Origin of the sequence: Acinetobacter celticus (assembly GCF_001707755.1) — a bacterium.
GTDB lineage: Bacteria > Pseudomonadota > Gammaproteobacteria > Pseudomonadales > Moraxellaceae > Acinetobacter > Acinetobacter celticus.
In genome coordinates this window covers 96,514-114,588 of sequence record NZ_MBDL01000011.1, presented here as the reverse complement: position 1 = coordinate 114,588, position 18,075 = coordinate 96,514, and the positions used below count along the sequence as shown (strand labels likewise).

14 protein-coding genes are annotated in these 18,075 nt (G+C 38.0%); 5 read left to right on the top strand and 9 right to left on the bottom strand.

The window, feature by feature from the left end:
* Window positions 1-4 precede the first annotated feature (4 nt).
* Window positions 5-1,012, top strand: a complete 1,008-nt coding sequence (locus BBP83_RS11820; RefSeq protein WP_068888793.1) for a glycosyltransferase — start codon at window positions 5-7, stop codon at window positions 1,010-1,012.
* On the opposite strand, the gene BBP83_RS11815 is transcribed toward BBP83_RS11820, so the two are convergent.
* The gene (locus BBP83_RS11815; protein ID WP_068888791.1) at window positions 1,009-1,890 is read right to left on the bottom strand and encodes a glucosamine inositolphosphorylceramide transferase family protein; all 882 of its coding nucleotides are present in this window, start codon (window positions 1,888-1,890) and stop codon (window positions 1,009-1,011) included. The two genes, BBP83_RS11820 and BBP83_RS11815, sit on opposite strands and share 4 nt — an antisense overlap.
* A gap of 82 nt (window positions 1,891-1,972) precedes the next feature.
* On the opposite strand from BBP83_RS11815, the gene BBP83_RS11810 reads away from it, so the two are divergent.
* A complete protein-coding gene (locus BBP83_RS11810; RefSeq protein ID WP_068888789.1) occupies window positions 1,973-2,734 on the top strand; it encodes a glycosyltransferase family 25 protein in 762 nt (253 codons plus the stop codon).
* Between the two features lie 38 nt (window positions 2,735-2,772).
* Here BBP83_RS11810 and BBP83_RS11805 read toward each other — a convergent pair whose 3' ends face one another.
* The 5 genes from BBP83_RS11805 to BBP83_RS11785 all read right to left on the bottom strand — a co-directional run bounded on the left by BBP83_RS11805 (window position 2,773) and on the right by BBP83_RS11785 (window position 8,273).
* The gene (locus BBP83_RS11805; RefSeq protein WP_068888787.1) at window positions 2,773-3,936 is read right to left on the bottom strand and encodes a capsular polysaccharide export protein, LipB/KpsS family; all 1,164 of its coding nucleotides are present in this window, start codon (window positions 3,934-3,936) and stop codon (window positions 2,773-2,775) included.
* A gap of 51 nt (window positions 3,937-3,987) precedes the next feature.
* Window positions 3,988-4,206, bottom strand: a complete 219-nt coding sequence (locus BBP83_RS11800; RefSeq protein WP_068888785.1) for a hypothetical protein — start codon at window positions 4,204-4,206, stop codon at window positions 3,988-3,990.
* Window positions 4,207-4,362: 156 nt separating this feature from the next.
* On the bottom strand, window positions 4,363-5,235 hold the full coding sequence (locus tag BBP83_RS11795; RefSeq protein WP_068888783.1) for a lysophospholipid acyltransferase family protein: 873 nt from the start codon (window positions 5,233-5,235) through the stop codon (window positions 4,363-4,365).
* Between the two features lie 325 nt (window positions 5,236-5,560).
* Entirely contained in the window at window positions 5,561-7,345 is a 1,785-nt protein-coding gene (gene aspS / locus BBP83_RS11790) for an aspartate--tRNA ligase (RefSeq protein WP_068889026.1), read from the bottom strand.
* A gap of 163 nt (window positions 7,346-7,508) precedes the next feature.
* On the bottom strand, window positions 7,509-8,273 hold the full coding sequence (locus BBP83_RS11785) for a DUF4184 family protein (protein ID WP_068888781.1): 765 nt from the start codon (window positions 8,271-8,273) through the stop codon (window positions 7,509-7,511).
* Between the two features lie 148 nt (window positions 8,274-8,421).
* On the opposite strand from BBP83_RS11785, the gene znuD reads away from it, so the two are divergent.
* Entirely contained in the window at window positions 8,422-10,464 is a 2,043-nt protein-coding gene (gene znuD / locus BBP83_RS11780) for a zinc piracy TonB-dependent receptor ZnuD (RefSeq protein WP_068888779.1), read from the top strand.
* Between the two features lie 105 nt (window positions 10,465-10,569).
* Window positions 10,570-12,033 carry a phospholipase D family protein gene (locus BBP83_RS11775; RefSeq protein ID WP_068888777.1) on the top strand — a complete coding sequence of 488 codons (1,464 nt, stop codon included), beginning with the start codon at window positions 10,570-10,572 and terminating at the stop codon, window positions 12,031-12,033.
* Window positions 12,034-12,186: 153 nt separating this feature from the next.
* On the opposite strand, the gene BBP83_RS11770 is transcribed toward BBP83_RS11775, so the two are convergent.
* On the bottom strand, window positions 12,187-12,645 hold the full coding sequence (locus tag BBP83_RS11770; protein ID WP_068888775.1) for a hypothetical protein: 459 nt from the start codon (window positions 12,643-12,645) through the stop codon (window positions 12,187-12,189).
* A gap of 140 nt (window positions 12,646-12,785) precedes the next feature.
* Between BBP83_RS11770 and BBP83_RS11765 the strand changes: the two genes are divergently transcribed.
* On the top strand, window positions 12,786-13,166 hold the full coding sequence (locus tag BBP83_RS11765; protein ID WP_068888773.1) for an endonuclease domain-containing protein: 381 nt from the start codon (window positions 12,786-12,788) through the stop codon (window positions 13,164-13,166).
* A gap of 101 nt (window positions 13,167-13,267) precedes the next feature.
* Here BBP83_RS11765 and BBP83_RS11760 read toward each other — a convergent pair whose 3' ends face one another.
* Together BBP83_RS11760 and metH are read right to left on the bottom strand one after the other, a co-directional pair.
* Window positions 13,268-14,167, bottom strand: a complete 900-nt coding sequence (locus tag BBP83_RS11760; RefSeq protein ID WP_068888771.1) for a DUF4145 domain-containing protein — start codon at window positions 14,165-14,167, stop codon at window positions 13,268-13,270.
* Between the two features lie 182 nt (window positions 14,168-14,349).
* Window positions 14,350-18,039, bottom strand: a complete 3,690-nt coding sequence (gene metH / locus BBP83_RS11755) for a methionine synthase (RefSeq protein WP_068888769.1) — start codon at window positions 18,037-18,039, stop codon at window positions 14,350-14,352.
* Window positions 18,040-18,075 lie beyond the last annotated feature (36 nt).

Genomic DNA, 18,075 nt, shown 5'->3' with positions numbered 1-18,075 from the left:
TATCATGAAAATAGTTCAAGTTTTGGCGATGGAAGGAAGCTGGGGCGGGATAGAGAATCATACTTTTGAATTATCAAAAGAGTTAGCTAAAAATCATGAAGTACATTTAATATTAGGGCTAAAGTATCAAGGAAAAATGAAGCATGTAGAAAATCTTCATTATCATTATTTAGATTTTACAAGAAGTCGATGGAATCTTTTTTTACTGATTGAACTGAATAATACTATAAAGTTTGTTAATCCAAATATTGTTCATGCGCAAGGAGGTAAGGCAAGTAAAATTATTTCATTTTTATCCAATTTTTTTAAAACTCCTACCGTAGCCACAATTCATGGTATGAAGAGTAATATAAAAGATTACTTGAGTTTTAACAAAGTAATAGCTGTAAGTAAAAAAGCCGCACAAAAATTAGAAAAATATCGTACTGTTCATATTGTTTATAATGGAATTCAAAAACCATCTACGATTTGTTCCTCTTACTATAATCATGGAAATAGCTGTTTTATAAAAGCATTAGCGATAGGTCGTTTGAATTCGGTTAAGGGTTTTGATTTATTAATTGAAGCATGGCAGGGAGTGGATGCAGAATTAGAAATATTAGGTGATGGCGAGGATTTTGAAAAACTAAGTAGGTTAATAGAAAAATATAAATTACAGGATAGAGTTAAGCTTATTGGTTTTGTTGAGAATGTACACTCTCATATAGAGGCATGTGATTTTGTGGTTGTTTCTTCTCGGAGAGAGGGTGGGCCATTGGTGGTGGCAGAAGCTTTATTAATGCAGAAGCCAATTATTTCTACCGATGTAGGAATGGTTGAGGATTTTATTCCTCCAATTTATATATCTTCTATCGAAAATGTTAAAAAATTACATGAGTTAATTGAATTGGCGTTAACAAACTATAGTTCATTACGCCAAGATTTCAATTTGTCTTTTGCAAAAGCCGAAAAGTATTTGGTAATCGACAAGATGGTTGAAGAAACTGTAAAAATTTATAAAGAGTGTCTTTAGTTTTTTAGGGATAAGCGAATTGCATCCAAAACTACAAAATTACCGTTGGTATTGATGGTATGACAACCATCATCCTCTGTTTTCCAGTCGGGTAACACAATTTCTAAAAGTTGCTCTTTATAGGTTGTTTGGTTCAGTTCAATTATTTCCTTTAACTCCATATTGCCACCATAACGTTTGAGTGAGTCTTGACTTGGGCGTACTAACTTTCCATCATATATAAAAGGTTTGCCTGCCATACGAAATTGTTGATGACCTTTACATACTGGGTTTTGTGGGTGCTCTTGCCAGTTTGGCTTTAAAATATCTTCGGTAAAAAATAAATCTAAGCGGTCACCAAATTTTTTGCAATTTCTTCGTGTTGATGTAAATAAATACCACATGTCGTTATGATAAAAAGGCGTGGTATCAACAGCTTCGATGCCTTCTAGAATATTAGAATGTTTTTCCCACTTGAGCGGAAAATCTGTACATTTCCATAATTCAATGGTTTTGTTTTCTAAGGTTTCTGGAATCATGTACCAGTCATTTTCAACTTTAAATACGCAAGGGTAGGACAGATGATAATCTAGTTTTAAAATAGTTTGCGGTTCGGTATGTGAACCATCTTTAAAGACTTCTAAAACAGATAAAAAACCGACAGGATGTTGGTCATCGACTTCTTCAAAGAAAATGAAAGTTCGGTCATTTTCCTGCGCATAAAAACAGTCGGCAAATGTGAAATTATGTGGCGAATGAATTTCAAAAAGATCTTTGAGTTGTTCTTGGCTTTTTAAAGGTTGATCTAGCCAGCCAAAACGCATATACCAATGTGAGTCAAACTTCTTAGCTTGCTGCTTTTGTTGAAATTTATACCATTTTTTTAAAATTTTACGCATAATGAGGATAGGGGGATATATAAGACTATCTATCTAATTCTACATTAGATATCATTTATACAGTATGAAATTGGCCTGTTTTATGAAAGTTTTTATTATTAGTATTGAAGAACAAAACTCTCCTAGATTGAACAAGTTTTTAAGTCAGCCTTTTTTTGAACAAGGTAATTTGAAATATACAAAATTGGGTGTCAAAGGTGGGGAGTTATCAGCTAAGCAATATTTTGAAGATGCTGTAAAAGGTAGATCAAGTCCTTTAACGCCTGGTGAATTGGGTTGTACATTATCTCATTTAAATGCTCTAGAAAATTTCTTGAAGACAGATGAAGAGTATATTTTAATTTTAGAAGATGATGCTATTTTACCAGTAGATTTGAGTTTAGAAATTTTGGAAGAAGAGCTAAAAAAAATTAAATTGCCTAAAAATACTTTATTTAGCTTAGGTGGTATTCAAATGAAAGAATGCCATAAAGTTAGAGGAAAATATTGTAATTTTAGTCTATTTGGTAAGAAAGTTTTAGAGGTAGTTCCCGATTTTTATCATCGAGTAAATTATACAGTATCTTATATTGTTGATCGTAAAATGGCGAAAACTTTATTGGAGTACCATAAACCAATTAGGCGTACTGATGACTGGAGTTATTTATGTGATTTTGATTCTTCAGTTAATATTTTAATGACTTACCTTGTTGATCATCCTGTAATTGAGAAAGGTGAGGTTAATAAAAACTTAAGTACTATCGAGAATGAACGAGTTGATAATATTCAAATACTAAGTAGCAAGTATGGTTTTGGAATACGGAAAAATTTAGCTAAATTAAAATATAAGACCTATAAAATTTAAATAGATTTCCTGCAGAAATTTTTTATATCACAATAAATCTATTTCCTTTTTTTTAGCTTATTAATTCTAGATAATATGTAGTATTTTATAACTTTCCATGGTCTGCGTCTAAAGTAATTAAGAATATTTTGCATGTAAATAAAGTCTTTTTCTATTATTTCAATCTTTTTTTGCCTTTCAGTAAGCTCAATTTGCTTGGCTAAGAGGTTTTTAGTTAATTCGCTATAAAGATCGTGGTTATGGTGAAATTCTTTGAATGATGTTTTAAAATTTATAAGAGTATTCTTAATCGAGGTCATATCATCATATTTTATCCAGTAATATTTTAGTAAATATGTTAAGTATTGTTTTTGAAAAAGTGTTAATTCTTTTTTTGTTGGCATCGTGAATATGTTTTCTAAATCATCTATATTTTTGATTTTATTGGTAATTTCGTACCATTCACTACTGCCAAAACAATAAACATCCTTTTCGAGAATAAGAGCTTCTAAGGAGGCTCCTGAATTACAAGATAAAACTTTATCTGCATTTTCAATTAATTTAATAATATGCGCATTGCTATTATAGAAATAGGGATTATGTTCCGTTTCAATAAATTGTATTGTTTTTACAACTTCAGAGTTACAATATGGGTGTATTTTGACTACAACATTTTTTTTGTACTTTCTTGAAAAAGAAGACATAGCCTGAAGGACTTGAACCATATCTAAGTTTGCGTGAGATGCAACACTATCTGTACGAACCTGTAAAGGAAATAATATATAATCACTAGGAAGTGGCGAGCTGTCTTCTAGTTGGGGGTGCTTAGAATCACCACTCAATAATTGACTTCTGTAATGTTGAAGTGTTTTATTAATTTCCTGAATATTAATTTTTTCAATTATGTACCTATGATTTTCTAAATTTAAATAAATATTACTCCAACCAGCATAACCAGTTTTATCTAAACTGAATAATCCATTTATAGGGGCTTCTTTGTAACTTAATACGTTTTTGGGATTCTCAAAAGAATGGAATGAAATAAGTAGATCTTTAGGGGTAAGACGTTTTACGCCATAGGAAGGAAAACTTACAGGAATACATGTAAGTTCCACTTCTAGTTCTAAACAACACTTAATAATATTTTGAACAAAAATAATTTGCTGTTTTTTATTATCTTTAAGCCAATCAATAGGATATTCGAAATAAAATTTTTGATACATAGAATACTACTTAAAGTTGAAAAAATATTTTATAGAATGTTTTACTTTTAATTATTCCTTATCCGCATTGCCTTTTAACACCATATAAATAAGTGCCACAAAAATTGCAAATGCGCCGGCTAAGCTACTCACACAAAAAAACAGAATACGATTATAAGTCGTTAAATTAAACAGCTGATTGTCTACAATGTAGCGCATAAAAATCCATTGCACGATAGCAAATATAATTAAAACAATTGCACGACGACGAACTTCAGGACGCATAGCCATGAGCGAATTCACTGTATAAAATAACGGGAACAATTATGCCATTTTTGAGAATATATCTCAATTGAATAAAGATAATTGACTGAAATGAAAAGAAAATTAAGCTATTTTAGAAAAAACAGCCTGGTTTTTAGCGAAAACATATTAATTGTTATTTGATTAGTCATGATAAACATTGATATCACCATAACAATTTCTAAAACGCTTATAAGACCAAATATACTGTTCAGGAGCTTTGTTGATCATTTCTTGCATAGCCAGATTGAGAGCATTAACAGAATGTTGTAAATCTTTAGACAAAATATCATCTGACAACATCGTGCAATGCACATCAAAACTAGATAAATCTGCATTACGAATACAGCTCAAACCAATGACATTGCATTGCGTTTTGCTGGCAAGTTTTGAAACCAATGTCGCAGAAAGTGTATTTTGATGAAAAAAAGGTGAATAAAGACCACCTGATGCTTTGGGTAGGTGGTCAGGTAAAATGACCGTAAGTCCGCCTTGCTTAAGGTGCTTGAAAATAGCACGAATTCCCGTTTCATCTGCTGGTACTAAGGTCGCATTAAACTTCTGGCGTGCTTCCAACAAGTAGCGATTGATTCCTTTCATTTTGTCAGGCTTATACATAATCATCGGCTGTGTATACAGATTTAGCCACGCATTAAGCAATTCCCAACATCCAAAATGTGGCACAACGACAATCACACCTTTCTTATTCGCTAAGGCATCTTTTAAAATAGATTCACCATGAATGTTTTTTAAGAGGCTTAAACTATATTCGGGTGGCATTCCCCAACATTTAATAAATTCAATATAGGTCAGACACTGGCTTTGAACACTTTTTTTAATTAGTTTCTGTTGTGCTTCTTGGTTTAATTCAGGATAGGCCAGTTGAATATTGATGGTCGTAATACGTTTTATTGATGAATTTAAAGTATAAAGTGCAAAGGCCACGACAATCGCAATTTTCTGTAAAAACCGAAGTGGGAATAGAGCAATTATTTTGAAAATGAAATATATGGTCATTCATTTGACTCGGAAATCTTAAAAGATTAGATAACTATTTAATAAGAACTTGTGCAATCTAAGTCAGAAAAGATCAAGATGGATGAATATCTTAAAATTAAAAAAGTAGAATAAACAAATGATTATGTTAATTATATGTTGATTGAACGATGAGAATGAACATCATATCTTAGTTTGCAATTAAGCGCTGAGTAAAATCACTCAAGATAGGGATTGAAGCGTTATCTTTAAGTGTAATCAATACAATATAATTTTTTCAAATGCTCATCTAAGAATTTAAAAAAACCCTGCATTGAGCAGGGTTTTTTTACGTCAAAAGCTCAAATTATTTAGCTTCTTCTGCTTTAGGTTTTTCACGAAGGCGAATACCCAAGTCACGTAATTGATTTGCTTCAACTGGTGCTGGGGCTTGAGTCAATGGACATTCAGCTGTCTTGGTTTTCGGGAATGCAATCACGTCACGAATAGAAGATGCACCTGTCATCAACATTACAAGACGGTCTAAACCGAATGCTAAACCACCATGCGGAGGCGCACCGAATTTAAGTGCATTTAATAAGAAGCTGAATTTCTCTTCGGCTTCTTCTTCATTAATACCCAAGGCTTCAAAAATGGCTTTTTGCATTTCTAAGTTATGGATACGCAGTGAACCACCGCCGACTTCAGTACCATTCAATACCATGTCGTATGCAACTGACAGCGCAGCACCCGGGTTTGATTTCACTTCTTCAACGCTAGATTTTGGCAGTGTGAATGGGTGATGCACAGATGTCCATTTACCATCATCAGTTTCTTCAAACATTGGGAAGTCTACAACCCAAAGTGGCGCCCACTCGCAAGTCGCAAGTTTCATATCATGGCCGACTTTAATACGTAAAGCGCCCATTGCATCGTTTACAACTTTAGCTTTATCCGCACCAAAGAACACGATGTCGCCATTTTCAGCGCCAACACGTTTCAATAAATCAAGCACGATTGGCTCGATGAATTTAACGATTGGAGATTGAAGACCTTCAATGCCTTTTTCAAGTTCGTTGACTTTGATGTAAGCCAAGCCTTTTGCACCGTAGATACCCACGAATTTAGTATATTCGTCAATTTGGCTACGTGGTAATGCGCCTGCGCCTGGTACACGAAGTGCAACAATACGACCTTTAGGATCTTTAGCAGGGCCTGCGAATACTTTGAACTCAACGTCTTGCATCATGTCTGCAACGTCAACTAATTTCAAAGGAATACGCATATCTGGTTTGTCAGATGCATAGTCACGCATTGCGTCGTTGTACGTCATACGTGGGAATTTGTCGAAATTAACATTTAAAAGTTCTTTGAACATTTTAATGGTTAACGTTTCCATCAAATCCATAATGTCATCGTCACTCATGAACGATGTTTCAACGTCGATCTGGGTGAATTCTGGTTGACGATCCGCACGTAAATCTTCATCACGGAAACATTTTGCAATTTGGTAGTAACGATCGATACCACCAACCATCAACAACTGTTTGAACAATTGTGGTGATTGTGGAAGTGCGTAGAAGCTACCGTTAGACACACGACTTGGGACTAAATAGTCACGTGCACCTTCAGGCGTTGCACGAGTCAAGATCGGCGTTTCAACGTCTAAGAAACCATTGTCTTCGAAATAGTTACGAATAAGGTTGGTGAGTTTAGAACGGAAACGTAAACGATCTAACATTTCAGGACGGCGAATATCAAGGAAGCGATATTTCAAACGAATTTCTTCAGAAATATTGGTGTTTTCGTCATTTAAAGGGAATGGCGGTGTTTCAGAAGCAGCAAGAACTTCAATGTCTTTGCCCAATACTTCAATTTGACCACTCACGATATTTGCGTTTTCAGTACCTTTGTAACGACGACGTACGCGGCCTGTAATTTTTAATACGAATTCTGAACGTGATTTGTCTGCAGTTGCAAATGCTTCTGGGGTATCTGGGTCGATCACCACTTGCACAACACCATCACGGTCACGCATATCAAGGAAGATGACACCACCGTGGTCACGGCGACGATGAACCCAACCGCATAATGTAACGGTTTGGTCAATTTGAGCTTCGGTTAAAGAACCGCAGTAATGAGTGCGCATCATAGCGTTAAAAATCCAACTATATGGGTAAAGGAAGCGAATACGTAAACAGCGCATCGCCTAAAAATGTAATGTGAGATTATGCCTCGTTGGGCATTTTGTCACAAGGCGCTTGGGGTGAAACTCGGGAAAAAGGCTCAAAATCATCACAAAATACAGATGAAATTTATCCCATTCGGTGTCCGCGGTCTAAAATTAAAAACAAGATACAACCTAAACTGAACATCAATAAGCTGCCTTGAAAAAACTCATTCAGTGAACGTCCTACAATTTCATACAATTCTGAACGCCACATGAGACTTGACGGAGACTGAAGGAAATAGCCTGTTTGTAAGGCACCAGCCCCAAATGAAATGAGAGCTAAACCCCAAGCAAAACCTTTGATACGAGCATGAACAGGGTAATGTTGCTGAAACTTTTGATAATAGTGCCAACACATCCAGAACATAATAGGTAAGGCGGCAAAGGATGTGCCTATTTGCAGAATACGATGCAAGGGATAGCTTTGACCAAACAACGCAATGTCTTGGCTTAGGGCGTCTTTAAAAGCAAAAGTTCGAAAATCGGCGTGGGTCAGTCCATCCCAAATTAAATGCGTGGCTGTTCCAATCATGAGCGCAAGGCAGATTGCGAACGTAAATTTCAATATCGACATGAAACCATTTAGATTTAATTCATGTTGAATCCCGATGAAACGATATAAGGCGGGACGGTAAATTACATACCAGAGGAAACAAAAAGCGAGTCCTATCCACAGATCAGGATGAACCAGCGATGACCATAAATGCGTGGTGTTGGAGTTTTCTTGTGTAAATAAGCGGTATAAATCAGGCACCATGCAACCAATGGCTAAAGCTCCAATAGGGAGGCGGTGACCTGTTAGTTTAGACAAGGGCGGTGCTAAAACAGCATGGGATATGGTAAATGGCATTGATTTAGAAAGTAATTAAACTCATTGCTTTGAAAGCTTAGGCAGTGATTCTATCTTAAGGAATAAGAAAGAAGTGTTTTTTATTGCAAAATAAATGAAATGTTATAATATAACGTTAATTTAAGGATAATCTGTTTGAGCCAGTCCCATGCTATTGAAAAAGAATTTAATCACCGTCTCCATTTTTGCTTTTACAGCACCCTTTACATTTGCTGATGACAAGAGTGCTCAAACACATCAATTAGATACCATCCAAGTGACGGTACATCCTTTAGCACCGACAGCGGCTGACTTTGGTGCTGCAGATCATATTATTGATCAGAAAAAATTGGCAGAACGTCCTGCAACCATTGGTGATGCTCTCGCAGGTGAATTGGGTGTCTATTCTAATCAATATGGCGCAGGTTCGAGCCGTCCTGTTATTCGGGGTCAAGATGGCCCGCGGGTCAAAGTACTGCAACATGCATCAGAAACAGCCGATGTGTCAGCGTTGTCGCCAGACCATGCAGTAACGGTCGATCCGATTTTGGCCAAGCAAATTGAAATTATTCGTGGGCCATCGACCTTGCTTTATGGTGCGGGTACAGTGGGGGGATTGGTCAATGTCACAGATCAAAAAATTCCGACACAAATACCTGAAAAAGGCTATGAAGGGCAAGCAGGCATACGCTACAACTCGGGCAGTGATGAAAAGTTAGCCAGTGCGGGGACGACAGTTGCTTTGGGTGATCAGTTTGCCTTACGTGTTGAGGGTTCTAAGCGTAAAGCCAATGATTATATTGCGCCTAATAATGTGCATGATGGTGAAAAAGAACGCCGTGTAGATAATACTTTTGCCGAAGGTCAAACCGTGAATATCGGCGGTTCATGGATTCATGATCGCGGTTTTGTGGGTGCATCTTATAGTCAGCGTCAGGACAAATATGGTCTACCGGGTCATAGTCATGAGTATGAAAGTTGTCATCCGCATAGCGATACTTTGGATTGTCACGTACATGGGGTAGGCGGTGGCCATGACCATGATGATGAAGAGCACGGTGGCCCATGGGTCGATTTAACATCGAAACGTTATGATGTGCGTACAGAATTGGCGGAACCTTTTACAGGCTTTCAAAAGCTTCGCGCTCACGCCAGCTACACTGACTATCAACATGATGAACTGGAAGACAATGCAGTCATGACCACTTTTAAAAGTATAGGTTATGATGCGCGTTTAGAACTGGTACACAATCCGATTGCCAATTGGGAAGGGGTGATTGGTGCACAATATAATCAGCAGAAATTAGACATCACGGGTGAAGAGTCATTAATGAACCCGAACAAAACGCAAAAATGGAGTTTATTTGGCTTAGAGCATCAGCAAATTGGCGATTTTCATTTAGAGTTGGGTGCACGTTTTGATCAGCAAAACATTGATATCGATTCTACGCAAAAGAATTTTGACGATTATGCAATTTCTTATTCAGGTGCGGTCAATTGGGACTTTGCACCAAATTACAAATTGTCTTTAATGGGTTCACATCAAGAGCGATTACCTTTGGCACAAGAGTTATATGCCAATGGCAAACACTTTGCCACCAATACGTATGAGCGGGGCAATGAAAACTTGGGTGCAGAAAAATCCAATAATTTAGAACTGGGTTTGCACTATGAGGCAGATAAATTAGATTATCACCTGCATGTTTATCATAATTGGTATGACAGCTATATTTATGCAGCCACAACCGCGCAACACGAAAATTTCCGTTTGGTGGACTATACACAAGACAAAGCTAAGTTTTATGGGGTCGAAGCAGAAACGGGTTATGCGTTAAATGAGCTTTATAAAATTAGCGTATTTGGTGATTATGTCCGTGGAAAAATTGATGGTGAAAATGCACCGCGTGTTCCTGCGGGACGTTTAGGAACAAAAGTGAATGCAAGTTTTGCCGAGGGTTGGTCAGGCCACGCAGAATATTATCATGCATTTAAGCAAGATGAATTTGCAGTTTATGAGACGCAAACCAATGGCTATAACATGGTGAATTGGGGCTTGGCTTATGCAGGGCAGTACGCCAAAGGCAACGATTACCGCGTGTATTTCAATGCAAATAATCTGTTAGATGATCAGGTGTATTCACATAGCTCTTTCTTGTCGAATATTCCGCAAGTGGGACGTAATTTTACTGTGGGTGTCGAGTTTGGTTTTTAAGACCCGTTTGAAAAATCATGATGGATAGTGGGTAAATCACAGAAATCCTCTTGAAAAATAGCATGATAAAACCTAGTCTGATGCTATTGGACTAGGTTTTTTATTATGCGTATCTTTCAGCGAATTCACAGCAAACTTAATTGGTCACGACGTCATTATATCGGCGTGGTTATTGGTTTGTTGGCAATCGGCTATCTTTCTTCTGCAATTTATCAGAGCTATAAACCTTTGCCAGAAGGGCTGGATTACACCGGAAAACTGCGCCATGCTAAAGTTCAGTTTTTGGCTGATCAGAGCTATGTCGATACCACTGGCAAACAACAATTAGAACAACATATTTTTAAGCAAATGCTCAGCTTAATTGATCAGGCGCAAAGCACTATTGTGTTAGATATGTTCCTGTTTAATAAAGAAGTCGGAAATTCACAGGTTGCGCATCAAGCATTAACACAGCAACTGACTGATGCATTGATTAATAAGCGCAGATCGAATCCAAATATTGAAATTAAATTCATTACCGACCCAATTAATTCCGTTTATGGTGGTGTTGTACCTGAGCATTACCGTCGGTTACGCCAAGCAGGTGTAGATGTCATTGAAACCGATTTAACACCACTGCGCGCCTCTAATCCGACATGGTCAGGTTTTTGGTATTTATGTTGTCAGGGGATTCGCAACAACCCCGAAAAAGGTTGGTTAGCAAACCCTTTTGGCCAAGAAAAAATTACAGTCAGAAGCTATTTAGAATTGTTTAATTTTAAAGCCAATCATCGTAAAACCTTAGTTGTGGATACGGTAGACGGTTGGAAAACCATGGTCACGTCTATGAACCCGCATGATGGTAGTTCACGCCATTCTAATGTGGCATTGGTCGTGTCGGGCAATACGGCAATAGACGTGCTAAAAACAGAGCAGTCAGTCGGTTTAATGTCTAAAGCAAATTTCCCCGTGATTATTGTGGGAGAATTTGAAGCCGAAAAGAGTGATCCGCAAGTACAGGTATTGACCGAAAAAGCCATTTACGATGCAGTGTTGAAGCTGATTAATAGTGCTAAACCCAAAGAAAATATTGATTTGGCGATGTTCTATTTATCTGAGCGCAAGATTGTTAAAGGTCTGGTTGCCGCTCATGAACGTGGCGTAAATGTGCGGGTTTTATTAGACCCGAATAAAGATGCGTTTGGTCGTCAAAAAAATGGTATTCCAAACCGTCAAGTGGCTTCTGAGTTACATAAGGCAGGCGTGCCTGTGCGTTGGTGCAATACTCAGGGTGAACAATGTCATAGCAAGATGATTGTAAAAAGTGGTGTTGGCAAAGCAGAATTAATTTTAGGTTCTGCAAATTTCACGGCACGTAATTTAAAAAATTATAACCTTGAAACCGATTTTCGTGTGGTTGGACAAACTCAAGATGTTGTTTTTAAAGATGCTGAGCAGTTTTTTAATCGTGCATGGGCAAATGTAGATGGCCATCCGCTGAGTGTGGAATATAGCCAATATGCAGATGAATCTAAGTTGAAATATGCCCTTTACCGCTTCATGGAGTGGAGTGGGTTGTCGACGTTTTAGTAGGCTTCCCATCTTAAAAATCCACCTGACCTTCCTTTAAGTTACAAGAGGGAAAGGTCAGAGTGGCTTATTTTTACCTCAGCCTTTTTCAGAAGGAGAAGGCGTTCCCTCTTTTTTAAGGAGAGGGGGAGGGAGAAGTAGACTCAATACTTTTTAGTTTTTAGGCTCAGGATTTGGCGGTATCATTTTGTCCAAATCTTTATCGCTAATTTTATCTAGCTCATGTAAATCTGTTTTAATTTCCCATTTACTGACATCGTCAACAGGTTTAGGCAGGCGCGCTTCTAACCAATCACAGACCACATCTGGTGGAAAGTCGGTATGGTTGCATTGAATGACCCAAGTTAAAAATTGTTTGGCTTCACCATTCATATAAGGTGGTGGTGAAATGGGTAAAAATTGGGTCGGTAAGCGTTCATTTTTAGAAATGTAATTGAGTACATGACCCAACTCTTGAACGGTTTGCCAAGCCAAAGGATGTTCAATATTAATTTGAAATTTGAACCACCATGCTTTTTGGCCATCTGTGCCATAAGCATCAATCATATTTTTTTGAACACTTGGAACCTTACAGAAAAACTCATACAACCGATCAAAATTTAGCTCTGCCACAATGGATGACTCAGTAACAAAAACGTTATTCTAACATAAGCATTTTGATTTCTTGCTTGTAGATGCTGATCTACTATGGGTGAAATAGCTGATTCTAAGCAGTTATTGATTTTGTACATAGTCATAAGAAACTTATAAAAATGAAACCTTATAACAGAAACTTAAAACAGATCTCACGTGACTTACGCAACAACATGACCGATGCTGAAAAGTTGCTGTGGTCAAAACTTCGTGGGAAGCAAATTTTAGGTGTACAGTTTTATCGGCAGAAACCAATTTTAAATTTCATTGTGGATTTTTACTGTCCTTCTGTAAATTTGGTGATTGAGTGTGATGGCAGTCAGCACTATACAAATGAAGGTTTGGAAGCAGATCGGGTGAGGGATGAGGCTTTGGCTCAGTTGGGGTTGAGAGTGCTGAGATTTGATAATGGGCAGGTTTTGAGGGAGATTGATGCAGTGGTTCAGGTGATTTTTGATGAGATTTCTTTACAATTAGAATCTCCCTCTTGCGAAACGTAGTTTCTCATCTTTAAAAAGAGGGACTTTCCGCAAATTTCATGATGGTTGTGATTTACGGTGTTCCTCCCTTTTTTAAAGGGAGGTTAGGAGGGATTTTTTAGTTATTCAATTATTTCATTTTTCTTAATGATGAAATGCTGTATTTCATCACCTTTTTGATTGATATCCTTTTTCCCCACTTCTAGAAGATTGAAGTTGGAATTATTTATATTTTCGATCAATTCTGTTTGAAAATTTGAGATAAAGTCCTGCACTCTACGCCAATCTTTCTCAAAAAAATGATAAAGAGGATACTCATCACCATTATTGAAATTTGTCAGGTGTTTTTCAAGTAAGGTTTCAAATAACTCATATTTATCAATAATGGTATCTAAATATCCATTTGCTTGCTCGGATAAAATAAAAACACTTTTGAGTAAGTGCTCAACAATCTCAAGGGCAATTTTTAAAGAATCTACTTTTGGAGCTTTGATCTCATGTGCAGAATCATTACCCATGAATCTGATGGCATGCAATCTCTCAGCATCTTTTTTTGAGATATAACCAGCTGTAGATAACTTATTAATGCGTATAGCTAAATTTCGTCCAGTTATTTCAAGATGGTTGCAAACTGATTCAATACATGCTCTCAAACCAAGGCTAGATAAAATTTTTGCATCTTCTTGTAATGTTAATAAAACTTCTTTATAGATATTTCTGACCAATTGGGGAATTAGATAATCATGATCAATTTTTTTATGATTTTGAAGTTTTTTAGGATAGTTCTTAATTGTAATATCAGGGATCCATTCTCCATCATTATTTTGAACTGTAAAAAATAAATCATGATCTTCAATTCTTAAAGATACATTATCACAACCTAGACATTTAACTAGCTTATGATATTGAGAATGATCATAATCTTCAGGGGCTGAATGCCAAGTATGTTGTCCTAATACAATATGGTTAGTATCTTTGTCATATTCATTACAATAATTTTTTAAAGTATTTTTTTCAGACATATGCTAATCACTTAATTAATTTTTAATTTACGTCGAATCAAACATATCAGCAGTAATTTTATTTTTATAATCCCTCCCAACCTCCCTTTGAAAAAGGGAGGAGCTGTCACGTAATTCATTTGATACGCAAAAGTTCCCCTCTTTTTTAAAGAGGGGTTAGGGGAGATTAAAAGGATTTTAAATTAAGAAACCGAATCATCCAAATTCGGCGCTAACCAACGCTTCGCTTCATCCAAAGTCCAATTCTTACGCTTTGCATAATCCTCAAGTTGATCTTGAGCGATTTTACCCACGTTAAAGTATTGGCTTTCAGGGTTCGCATAATAAAAACCACTAACAGACGAAGGTGGCCACATTGCAAAACTAGACGTTAACTCAGTACCAATTTTTGCAGTTGAGTCTAACCAATTAAACAACGTCGCTTTTTCAGAATGCTCAGGACATGCAGGGTAGCCCGGTGCAGGACGAATTCCGACATACTTCTCTTTAATCAAATCTTCATTGCTTAACGACTCAGAAGCTTGGTTGCCCCAGAACTCTTTACGAATACGTTCATGCAAATGTTCTGCAAAAGCTTCGGCAAAACGGTCACCCAAAGATTGTGCCAAAATTGCAGAATAGTCATCGCCTTTGGCTTTGTACTCATGTGCCATTTCTTCTGCACCAAAAATGGATACAGTGAAACCACCCAAATAATCTTCCGCTTGCTCTTTGGTTGCGACAAAGTCTGCTAAAGACAGGTTTGGTTTGCCTGTAACTTTGTCGGACTGTTGACGGATGTGATGGAATGTATGCGTAACAGCCGTGCCAAATTCGTCATAAACCTCTACAGAATCGGCAGCTGAACGGTTGGCAGGGTAAATACCGAATACCGCACGTGCATCAAAACGTTTATTCTCAATAATATCTTTGAGCATGGTCTGTGCCTGCTCAAACAAATCAGTCGCTGCTTCGCCAACCACTTTATCTGTTAAAATTGCAGGGAATTTACCTGCCAAACTCCAAGAAATAAAGAAGGGTGTCCAGTCAAAGTATTTAACCAATGTTTCAAGTGGATAATTGCTTAGAGTTTGCATACCAATGAAATTCGGTTTTGCAGGTTTATTGTTTGCAAAATCAATTTTTAAACCATTTTCAATGGATTGTGCATAAGACAATTTGGCCGCTTTTGGCTGTTTATTGGCAATACGCTCACGTACTTTTTCATATTCTTCACGAGTTTCTGTCACAAACTTCGGCTTCATTTCTTTAGAGAGAAGCGTCGTTGCAACACCGACAGCACGTGAAGCATCGGCCACATAAATCACGGCATCATTTGAATATTGTGGGTCAATTTTTACCGCTGTATGCGCTTTAGATGTGGTTGCACCGCCAATCATCAATGGAACATGAAAGCCTTTACGTTGCATTTCTTTAGCAACAAAAACCATTTCATCTAATGACGGTGTAATCAAGCCAGATAAACCAATAATATCGACTTTTTCATCAATGGCAGTTTGTAAAATTTTCTCTGCGGAAACCATGACCCCAAGGTCAACAATGTCATAACCATTACAACCCAGTACAACCCCGACAATGTTTTTACCAATGTCGTGTACATCGCCTTTTACCGTGGCCATCAAAATTTTACCTTTTGATTGCGCACCCGATTTTTCTGCTTCAATGTACGGGTTCAGCCACGCTACCGCTTGTTTCATCACCCGCGCAGATTTCACCACTTGAGGTAAGAACATTTTACCCGAGCCGAACAGGTCGCCAACCACGTTCATGCCATCCATGAGTGGGCCTTCAATTACATCCAATGGGCGTTTGGCTTTTAAACGCGCTTCTTCAGTATCTTCATCAATAAAGGCGGTAATCCCTTTGACTAAGGCATATTCAAGGCGTTTTTCTACAGACTGATCACGCCATTCAAGGTTCTCAACGGCTTTTTGTGCACCTGCTTGACCGCGGTACTGTTCTGCCACTTCAAGTAGTTTTTCAGTGGCATCTTGACCGCTTTCGCCTTGATTGCGATTCAGCACCACATCTTCAACGGCCACTTTTAATTCTGCTGGAATGTCATCGTAAATCGCCATTTGACCTGCGTTGACAATCCCCATAGTCATGCCTTGTTGAATGGCATGGTACAAGAACACCGAGTGAATGGCTTCACGAACAGGTTCATTCCCACGGAAAGAGAACGATACGTTAGACACACCACCCGAAATCATTGCATGGGGTAAGTTTTGCTTAATCCAACCGGTTGCTTCAATGAAATCAACAGCGTAGTTATTGTGTTCTTCAATCCCTGTTGCAACGGCAAATACGTTCGGGTCAAAAATAATATCTTCAGCAGGGAAGCCGACTTCATTGACCAACACATCATAAGAACGCTTACAGATTTCACGTTTACGTGCAGCTGTATCCGCCTGACCTGTTTCATCAAATGCCATGACAATGATCGCAGCACCGTATTGACGGCACAAACGTGCTTTTGCCACAAACTCGTCATAACCTTCTTTTAAGGAAATTGAGTTAACAATGGGTTTACCTTGTACGCATTTCAGGCCTGCTTCAATGATTTCCCATTTAGATGAGTCAATCATGATTGGCACTTTGGAAATTTCAGGTTCAGAGGCGATCAAATTCAGAAAGTGCACCATCGCACCTTGCGAATCGAGCATCCCTTCATCCATATTGATGTCGATGACTTGTGCGCCTGCAACCACTTGTTGTAATGCAACATCAAGGGCTTCGGTAAAGTTTTCTTCGCGAATTAAACGCAGGAATTTTTTAGACCCTGTAACGTTGGTACGTTCACCGACATTCACAAACAATGAATCTGCTGTGATGTTGAATGGTTCTAAACCACTGAGGCGACACGCTGGTTTGGTTTCAGGCAGCTGACGTGGCTGAATGTCTTTGACTGCATTGTAAATGGCACGAATATGATCCGGTGTTGTACCACAGCAACCACCAGTAATATTAATCAGACCACTTTCAGCAAATTCTTTGATAAATGCAGCGGTTTCTTCTGGTGTTTCATCATAACCCCCAAAAGCATTGGGTAAACCTGCGTTTGGATGCGCTGAAACAAAAGTATCGGCAACGTCAGAAATCGTTTTGACGTGTGGGCGGATGGCATCTGCACCGAGTGCGCAGTTAAAACCAATCGACAGCAAATCGCCGTGGCGGACCGAATTCCAGAAGGCTTCAGCAGTTTGACCGGTTAAGGTACGACCCGAAGCATCGGTAATGGTGCCCGAAATCATTAAAGGCAATTCACGGCCAATTTGATTAAACACTTCTTTCACTGCAAAAATGGCCGCTTTACAGTTCAGGGTATCAAAGACCGTTTCAATTAATAGGATGTCTGCACCGCCTTCAATTAAGGCATGGGTTGCTTCAATATAATTTTCTTTGAGTGCATCAAAGCTAATATTACGAAATGCAGGATCATTCACATTGGGTGAAATGGAACAGGTACGTGATGTCGGTCCAAGTACACCTGCAACAAAACGGGGTTTGTCAGGTGTTGAATATTTTTCACAGGCTGCTTTGGCAAGACGAGCTGCTTCAAAATTAATCTCATGGACTAAATCTTCCATGTGATAGTCAGACATTGAAACTTTGGTGCCGTTAAAGCTATTGGTTTCAATAATGTCTGCGCCTGCATCAAGGTAGGCTTCATGAATATTTTGAATAATTTGCGGTTGGGTCAATACCAATAAGTCATTATTGCCTTTTAAATCAGAGGCCCAGTCGGCAAAACGCTCGCCACGGTAGTCTGCTTCTTCTAATTTGTGGCGTTGAATCATGGTTCCCATTGCACCGTCAATAATCAGGATGCGTTTGGTAAGAAGCTCTTTTAGGGTAGCAAGCGTGGACATAAATAACCCAATCCGATGGAATATAAAATCGGCAAA

Bases quoted from the DNA above. Each gene is read 5' to 3' on its own strand.
- BBP83_RS11820 (WP_068888793.1), top strand. From the start codon at position 5: ATGAAAATAGTTCAAGTTTTGGCGATGGAAGGAAGCTGGGGCGGGATA.
- BBP83_RS11815 (WP_068888791.1), bottom strand. From the start codon at position 1,890: ATGCGTAAAATTTTAAAAAAATGGTATAAATTTCAACAAAAGCAGCAA.
- BBP83_RS11810 (WP_068888789.1), top strand. From the start codon at position 1,973: ATGAAAGTTTTTATTATTAGTATTGAAGAACAAAACTCTCCTAGATTG.
- BBP83_RS11805 (WP_068888787.1), bottom strand. From the start codon at position 3,936: ATGTATCAAAAATTTTATTTCGAATATCCTATTGATTGGCTTAAAGAT.
- BBP83_RS11800 (WP_068888785.1), bottom strand. From the start codon at position 4,206: ATGGCTATGCGTCCTGAAGTTCGTCGTCGTGCAATTGTTTTAATTATA.
- BBP83_RS11795 (WP_068888783.1), bottom strand. From the start codon at position 5,235: ATGACCATATATTTCATTTTCAAAATAATTGCTCTATTCCCACTTCGG.
- aspS (WP_068889026.1), bottom strand. From the start codon at position 7,345: ATGATGCGCACTCATTACTGCGGTTCTTTAACCGAAGCTCAAATTGAC.
- BBP83_RS11785 (WP_068888781.1), bottom strand. From the start codon at position 8,273: ATGCCATTTACCATATCCCATGCTGTTTTAGCACCGCCCTTGTCTAAA.
- znuD (WP_068888779.1), top strand. From the start codon at position 8,422: ATGCTATTGAAAAAGAATTTAATCACCGTCTCCATTTTTGCTTTTACA.
- BBP83_RS11775 (WP_068888777.1), top strand. From the start codon at position 10,570: ATGCGTATCTTTCAGCGAATTCACAGCAAACTTAATTGGTCACGACGT.
- BBP83_RS11765 (WP_068888773.1), top strand. From the start codon at position 12,786: ATGAAACCTTATAACAGAAACTTAAAACAGATCTCACGTGACTTACGC.
- BBP83_RS11760 (WP_068888771.1), bottom strand. From the start codon at position 14,167: ATGTCTGAAAAAAATACTTTAAAAAATTATTGTAATGAATATGACAAA.
- metH (WP_068888769.1), bottom strand. From the start codon at position 18,039: ATGTCCACGCTTGCTACCCTAAAAGAGCTTCTTACCAAACGCATCCTG.